The sequence below is a fragment of the Pseudomonadota bacterium genome (assembly GCA_018823285.1).
Classification (GTDB): Bacteria; Desulfobacterota; Desulfobulbia; order Desulfobulbales; family JAGXFP01; genus JAHJIQ01.
Genome location: JAHJIQ010000050.1, coordinates 61,050 through 67,523, shown reverse-complemented (window position 1 = coordinate 67,523; position 6,474 = coordinate 61,050). Strand labels below are relative to the sequence as shown.

The 6,474-nt window shown below is 54.4% G+C and carries 8 protein-coding genes; 4 read left to right on the top strand and 4 right to left on the bottom strand.

Features of this window, described 5'->3' with window-relative positions:
* A partial coding sequence (locus KKG35_12320; protein MBU1738913.1) for an AAA family ATPase occupies positions 1–434 on the bottom strand: 434 nt, incomplete at its 3' end.
* Between the two features lie 544 nt (positions 435–978).
* On the opposite strand from KKG35_12320, the gene KKG35_12315 reads away from it, so the two are divergent.
* Positions 979–1,164, top strand: a complete 186-nt coding sequence (locus KKG35_12315; GenBank protein MBU1738912.1) for a hypothetical protein — start codon at positions 979–981, stop codon at positions 1,162–1,164.
* Between the two features lie 92 nt (positions 1,165–1,256).
* Complete coding sequence (locus KKG35_12310) at positions 1,257–2,375, top strand: Fic family protein (GenBank protein ID MBU1738911.1); 1,119 nt, start codon at positions 1,257–1,259, stop codon at positions 2,373–2,375.
* 238 nt (positions 2,376–2,613) lie between these two features.
* Here the strand turns inward: KKG35_12310 and KKG35_12305 are convergent, their stop codons facing one another.
* From KKG35_12305 to KKG35_12295, 3 genes are read right to left on the bottom strand one after another with little or no spacing between them, the layout of a single operon-like run.
* Positions 2,614–2,988, bottom strand: a complete 375-nt coding sequence (locus KKG35_12305; GenBank protein MBU1738910.1) for a type II toxin-antitoxin system VapC family toxin — start codon at positions 2,986–2,988, stop codon at positions 2,614–2,616.
* Positions 2,988–3,194: an AbrB/MazE/SpoVT family DNA-binding domain-containing protein gene (locus KKG35_12300; protein MBU1738909.1), complete on the bottom strand. Its 207-nt coding sequence runs from the start codon at positions 3,192–3,194 to the stop codon at positions 2,988–2,990. Before KKG35_12300 ends, KKG35_12305 begins: the two co-directional genes overlap by 1 nt.
* Before the next feature lie 53 nt (positions 3,195–3,247).
* Entirely contained in the window at positions 3,248–3,403 is a 156-nt protein-coding gene (locus KKG35_12295; protein MBU1738908.1) for a hypothetical protein, read from the bottom strand.
* Positions 3,404–3,832: 429 nt separating this feature from the next.
* Here KKG35_12295 and KKG35_12290 point away from each other — a divergent pair, with 429 nt between their 5' ends.
* On the top strand, positions 3,833–4,282 hold the full coding sequence (locus tag KKG35_12290) for a (2Fe-2S)-binding protein (protein ID MBU1738907.1): 450 nt from the start codon (positions 3,833–3,835) through the stop codon (positions 4,280–4,282).
* A 13-nt stretch (positions 4,283–4,295) separates the two neighbouring features.
* Positions 4,296–6,473 (top strand): xanthine dehydrogenase family protein molybdopterin-binding subunit, encoded by a 2,178-nt coding sequence (locus KKG35_12285; GenBank protein MBU1738906.1) that lies wholly within the window; start codon positions 4,296–4,298, stop codon positions 6,471–6,473.
* Position 6,474: the final 1 nt, after the last annotated feature.

Here is a 6,474-nt window from a genome sequence, read left to right as displayed (position 1 = left end):
TCCCAAAGCCTCTGCCCCTCTTTTATGCCCAGTTCCCGCAGGTTAAAACCACCAATCGTCACCCGCTCCATTCTGCCCGCCAGACTTTCCGATGTCTGTCGGAGGAGCTCCCCGGAAGCGCTGCCGAGAATCAGGAATTGCGCCGGTTGGTCCCGGCGGTCGGCAAGGACACGCAAAACCGGGAACAGATCAGGGCGGCGCTGCACCTCATCGATCACCACCAGCCCCCGAAGCGGATCAAGTGCCGTCATGGGTTGTTCCAGTCTGCCAAGGCTGGCCGGGTCTTCCAGATCGAAATAGTTGACGGAATCCTCCGGTAACAGTTCGCGGGCCAAAGTGGTTTTGCCGCATTGGCGCGGGCCTGCCATCACAACAATATGACTTCTGGTAAGTGCAGCCTTGATTTCCGCGAGGATGTGTTTGCGCTGGATCATTACTCATGAATACCATGAAAATACCGTATGTCAAGCAGGATTTTCATGGTGTTGTGGCGGCTCCCATCACCGGTGTCTGTTCGACTTGCCAAGGACAGCATCGATGCCGAGCGGCTGGGGCCGGTCTACGAGGTTTATATGACCTTGGGGAGTTGGTGGGAGTTGAGAGTTGGAGAGTTGGAAAAGAGTTGGAGAGTTGGGGTCGAGAGTTGAGAGTGAGAGAGAGTTGGGGTCGGACCAAAGCAACATGCTGAAAGTACGAATTAATCGCTCAATAAACAGGTGTTATTAAGCCTTAGGGCATCATTTTTGCGGTCAAAAACAGTGCTGTAAGGCGATAGGACTCCCGGAAAGTTGAGGCCTTTCCCTGCTTAAAACGGCTATTCCTCCACCAAAAACAGTGTTCTAAGACGTAAAAACGGCAGTTTTTTCAATCAAAACTACGCTTCTTCAATAGGTTGCCTTGGTCCGACCCCGACATAAGACCCCGACATAAACCGACATAAACTGGCGGCCCTTCATTATCGACCTCTGGGATACCCGGTTGATCCGGGATGAACCGCGGGGCTACGTTTTCCGCCTGAAACTGGAGGATGTCGCCGCCCGGCGGGTACTGGATGTGACGGTCCGCTATCACCTGCTGGACGAGGCCCGCCGCAAGAGAATCGCCTACGACAATCAGGAACCGATCTCTAACCCGCTCTATCAACGCCGCGAATTGCTCAGATAGCAGAGGTTGTGACCGGTTAAGATTATATATTTGCCAATGAGACGATTACCCTCTATAATTGCATCATAAATTGAAGCAATTACGAGGCGTAAATGACTCATTACATCTGGCAAGAAGAAAAATGGCCCCAGTTTACCTGGCGCAGCGAAACGGTGATAAATCCGCTCAGCAGGTGCAATTTTATGCGTGGGCAATTGCTGGGCAGGGTGAGTTCCCTCGGCATGAAAATGGGCCTGGAGGCCCAGGCCGAGGTGCTGGCTGCCGAGGTACTGCAAACCTCAGCCATAGAAGGTCAAACCCTGGCCCCAGACTCCGTGCGCTCCTCGGTGGCCAGAAGACTTGGCCTGCCGGATGTTGGTTTGACCGCGCCAGACCGTTATACCGACGGCCTGGTCGATGTTCTTCTTGACGCCACTGCCAACTATGACCGCCCTTTAACAAATGAACGGCTGCATGGCTGGCAGGCGGCCCTTTTCCCCACCGGTTTTTCCGGGTTGCAGCGGATCACGGTCGGGAATTACCGGGGCGATGCGCCAATGCAGGTTATCTCAGGCCCTCTTGGTCGAGAAAAGATCCATTATGAAGCGCCCCCGGGCAGACAAGTAGAAAAAGAAGTCAGCCAACTCCTCGACTGGTGGCATGAAAAACAAGGTCAAATTGATGGCATATTGCGCGCGGCCATAGCTGGGTTCTGGTTTGTATCCATTCACCCGTATGAAGATGGCAACGGCCGACTGGCCAGGGCAATTACCGATATGGCCCTCGCCCAGGACGAAAAACTCGCCGTTCGATATTATAGTTTTTCAGCGCAAATCATGGAAGATCGGCAGGGATATTACGAGGTGCTGGAAAAGTGCCAAAAAGGCGGCCTTGATATCACCGCTTGGCTCGTTTGGTTTCTCGGCTGTTTTGAACGGGCAATTGCCAAATCCGATTCTCTTATCGGCAAGGTCCTGCAAAAAGCCCGTTTTTGGGAAGTCAATGGCCAGAAACAAATAACCATCCGGCAGCGCAAGGTGGTAAATCGCTTACTTGACGCCGGCGCCGGAGGCTTTACCGGCGGGTTGACCACCAGAAAATATTCCGGGATGACCAAGGCCAGCCGCGCCACCAGCTATCGTGAAATAACCGACTTGGTCAATAAGAACATATTGGTTCAGAATCCCGGCAAGGGGCGAAGTGTCAGCTATGATCTTGTTTGGCCTGATTAACAATTGGTAACCGTTTAGCAGCACCACATCTTCGGGTGATCGCCCGGCTTACGTACACCTTAGTACGCGACGTCGGTCCGCTTGCCCAAATCCGTGGCACTGCTGATATTAAATAATCACTGGTTCGCTAAAGAAGTCCTACAAATGAGGAAATGGAAATGCTTGAAAAAATAATAGCACTACCACAAAGAGAAATTGAAATAGTCCAAGACATAAGCCAAGCGAGTTGAACCCCCATTCATACCTTCGGGATAAAGGTGACGTTTTCCCGGTCTTTCAAGTCTGCATCCGACGAGATAACCGGACAATTATGATAACGGGATGTGGCAACAATGATTGCATCAGCCATCGCCAGATTTTCCTGCAAGGCAATATCTGCTGCGGCAAGTGCAATATTGTCATCGAAAGGGATTGTCTGCGCGTTTTTCATATAACCGACGGCCAAGAGCGCTTTTTCCTCACCGACTTCTCTTTTGAGGACTTTATAAACCTCATAAAGGACTATGGCCGGAACGAGAAGGTCATCCTGTTTCGCCAGGTATTTTTGATATTGATCAGCCAGCTTTCCGTCGGTGAACCACTCCAGCCACCCGCAAGAGTCAACGATAATCACTAGTGGCGATCCTCCTTGTCCCGGTAACCATCTGTTATAATCCCGGCGGCCAACCCTCTTAATTCGGAGAGAGAAGATTGCGGAACGAGGATCAGCATGCCGTCTTTTTCAATAACAGTTAATTTCTGCTGAGGCTTCAGATTCAGATGCTCTCTGGCGCGCTTCGGAATTACGACCTGGTACTTGCTGGAAATCGTTGTCTGCATATTGCCTCCTTTTTTTATCGATGCCTGTATCGTAAGAATTTATTTGCCGGGTGTCAAGCATGGGAGGGGGGTGAAGAAGCATAATAGATTCCAGGAACGATTTCTCCTGCGCCAGTAAAAACGGGATCACCGGCCAGTTCAACTGCATGGAGTGCCACGGCGACAACGTCCCGGTAGCGCCCAAGATGAAAAAGTCGTAATTGGTTCAATCATATCTGCAGTTGTCGGGTCGGCTCCCTTGAGGGGGCCGGCCTTTTTTATTCTGTCTCGGGATTTAATCTCTCTTCGGATTTCATTTTACGCAGCTTGCTGCAAAAGTTATCAATTTTTCAGTATTTGTCTTTTATCACTCGGGTGGGAATCCAGAAGCCGGTATTCAGAATCCGGAAGAAAAGCAATATGTTCAAACATTCAGACTCCTGGCTTTTGTATTCTGGCTCCAGATATCCTTTAGCTCGAAGTGTCGCGCTGTTCGTTATCTGCTGCGGGGTAATTCATTTCCTCGCGATTTGCCTCGGTGAGGCCTTTCGTGGTTTGCATTGACTTTCAAACTTGCGGGAGCATATCATCTTGTTAGTATGAAAAAGCGTTCTGTCCTGTTTTTCAAAAAACCATAAACCACAAAAGTGGAGGGCCAGATGATAAAGCTGAATATCAATAACAGGGAGTACCAGGTTGAAGCCGCAGCTGATGAACCGTTGCTCTGGGTCATTCGGGACCGGCTGCAGATGACCGGCACCAAGTTCGGCTGCGGAATCGGCGAGTGCGGCGCCTGCACGGTGCAGATCGATGGTGAGGCGGTGCAGTCCTGCCAGGTAGAGGCAGGGGACGCGGTCGGGAAAAAGATCACTACCATTGAAGGGTTGCCGGAGAACCATCCGGTCAGGAATGCCTGGCTGGAAAAAGAGGTCCCCCAGTGCGGCTACTGTCATTCCGGCCAGATTATGTCGGCCGCCTCATTGCTTGCGAAAAAACCGAAACCGACCGATTCCGATATCGACGAGGCCATGGCCATCAATATCTGCCGCTGCGGAACCTATCCCAGGATACGCCAGGCGATCCACCATGCAGCCAGAAAGAAGGCCTAAGGGAGGGGAGAGAATGGGCGCAATAATCAACATCAGTCGAAGGGATTTCTGTAAATCAAGCGCAGTCCTGTCCGGCGGTCTGGTCCTCGCCTTCTACGCCCCCGGATACGGGAGCAGGGTGGCGGAGGCGCTGGCCGCGGAAGAATTCATTCCCAATGCCTTTATCAGGATTGCACCGGATGAAACCATCACCGTGATCGTCAATAAGTCCGAGATGGGGCAGGGGGTATACACCTCCCTGCCGATGCTGGTCGGCGAAGAGCTGGAGGCCGACTGGTCAACCATCCGCTTCGCCCCGGCGCCGGTTGATGACGCCTACAACCATACCCAGTGGGGCCCCATGCAGGGCACCGGGGGCAGCACCAGTATCCGTTCCTGCTGGGGGCAGTTCCGCGAGGCGGGGGCCTCGGCCCGAATCATGCTTGAGCGGGCCGCGGCTGAGACCTGGAAGGCGGACCCGGCCGACTGCAAGGCCGAAAAAGGTTTTGTGATCAACAAAAAAACCGGCCGGAAGATCTCTTTCGGCACGCTGGCAGACCAGGCCGCCAAACAACCGGTGCCCGAGAATGTGGAGCTGAAACCGGCCGCCGACTTCGAGATCATCGGCACGTCGAAAAAGCGGCTTGATACCCCGGAAAAGGTGAACGGCAGGGCGGTATTCGGGATTGATGTCAATCTGCCGGGAATGCTTACCGCGGTGATTGCTCGGCCGCCGGTATTCGGCGCCACGGTGAAAAGCTTTGACGACACAAAGGCAAAAATGATCCCCGGAGTCAAGCATGTGGTGCAGATCGATCGCGGGATTGCGGTGGTGGCCGATCATTTCTGGCCGGCAAAAAAGGGTCGCGACGCGTTGCAGATCGAATGGGATGAAGGGCCTCATGCCTCTTTTAACAGCGACGACCAGGGCAGGGAGTATCTGGCCATCGCGGAAACTCCCGGGGTGGTCGCGGTCAACCGTGGCGATGTTAAAAAAGGTTTGGCGGAGGCCACCAAAAGGCTCGATGCCGTTTACGAGTTTCCCTACCTGGCCCATGCCACCATGGAACCCCTGAATTGCGTGGCGGATGTCCGCACGGATTTTTGCGAAATATGGGTCGGCACCCAGATGCAGACCCTCGACCGGAATGCCGCCGTAGTGCTCACCGGACTGCCGAAGGAGAAGGTCAAACTGCACACCACTTATCTTGGCGGCGGGTTCGGTCGCCGGGCGGTGGGAGATTCCCATTTCGTCAAAGAAGCGGTGCAGGTTTCGATGGCGGTCAAGGCGCCGGTCAAGGTTGTCTGGACCAGGGAAGATGATCTGAAGGGCGGTTATTACCGGCCGCGCTCCTACCACCGGCTCAATTGCGGTCTCGACCGGAACGGGATGCCGCTTGCCCTCAACCATCGGATGGTCAACCAGTCCATAGTCAAGGGCACCGCCTTCGAAGGACTGATCAAGGACGGTATCGATCATACCTCGGTGGAAGGGGCCTTTGACACTCCGTACGAGATCCCGAACCTGTTTGTCGACAGCCACATGGCCCCGGCCGATGTGCCGGTCCTCTGGTGGCGCTCGGTCGGCCATTCGGCAACCGCCTTTATCAAGGAGTGTTTTATCGATGAGCTGGCAGCGCTGGCCGGCAGGGAGCCATACGGATACCGACGCGCTCTGCTCAATAAACACCCGCGCCAGCAGGCCCTTCTCGACCTGGTTACCAAAAAAGCCGGCTGGGACAAGCCGGTGGTTGCTGGCCGCGGCCGGGGGATCGCCATCCATGAGTCGTTCGGCAGTTTCGTTGCCCAGGTCGCCGAGGTTTCGGTGGCAGACTCCGGCAGGATCAAGGTCCATAAGGTGGTCTGCGCGGTTGACTGCGGCAAAACCGTGAATCCGGATACCATCAGGGCGCAGATGCAGGGGGCGATTATTTTCGGCCTCACTGCCGCCCTCTACGGCAAAGTCACCTTCAAAGAAGGCCGGGTCGAGCAGGGTAATTTTGACGATTATCAAATGCTCCGGATCAATGAAACCCCGGAGATCGAAGTGCATATCATGGAGAGCGACGAAGCGGTCGGCGGGATCGGCGAACCGGGAGTGCCGCCCGTTGCTCCGGCTGTCGCCAATGCGGTCTTTGCCGCCAAAGGCATCCGTCTGCACCAGCTGCCGATGACCCCGGAGCTGGTCAGGAACGCACTGAAGGTGGTCTAGG

What these genes read in the sequence shown, in the direction of transcription:
- KKG35_12310 (MBU1738911.1), top strand. Translation starts at nt 1,257, where the DNA reads ATGACTCATTACATCTGGCAAGAAGAAAAATGGCCCCAGTTTACCTGG.
- KKG35_12300 (MBU1738909.1), bottom strand. Translation starts at nt 3,194, where the DNA reads ATGCAGACAACGATTTCCAGCAAGTACCAGGTCGTAATTCCGAAGCGC.
- KKG35_12290 (MBU1738907.1), top strand. Translation starts at nt 3,833, where the DNA reads ATGATAAAGCTGAATATCAATAACAGGGAGTACCAGGTTGAAGCCGCA.
- KKG35_12285 (MBU1738906.1), top strand. Translation starts at nt 4,296, where the DNA reads ATGGGCGCAATAATCAACATCAGTCGAAGGGATTTCTGTAAATCAAGC.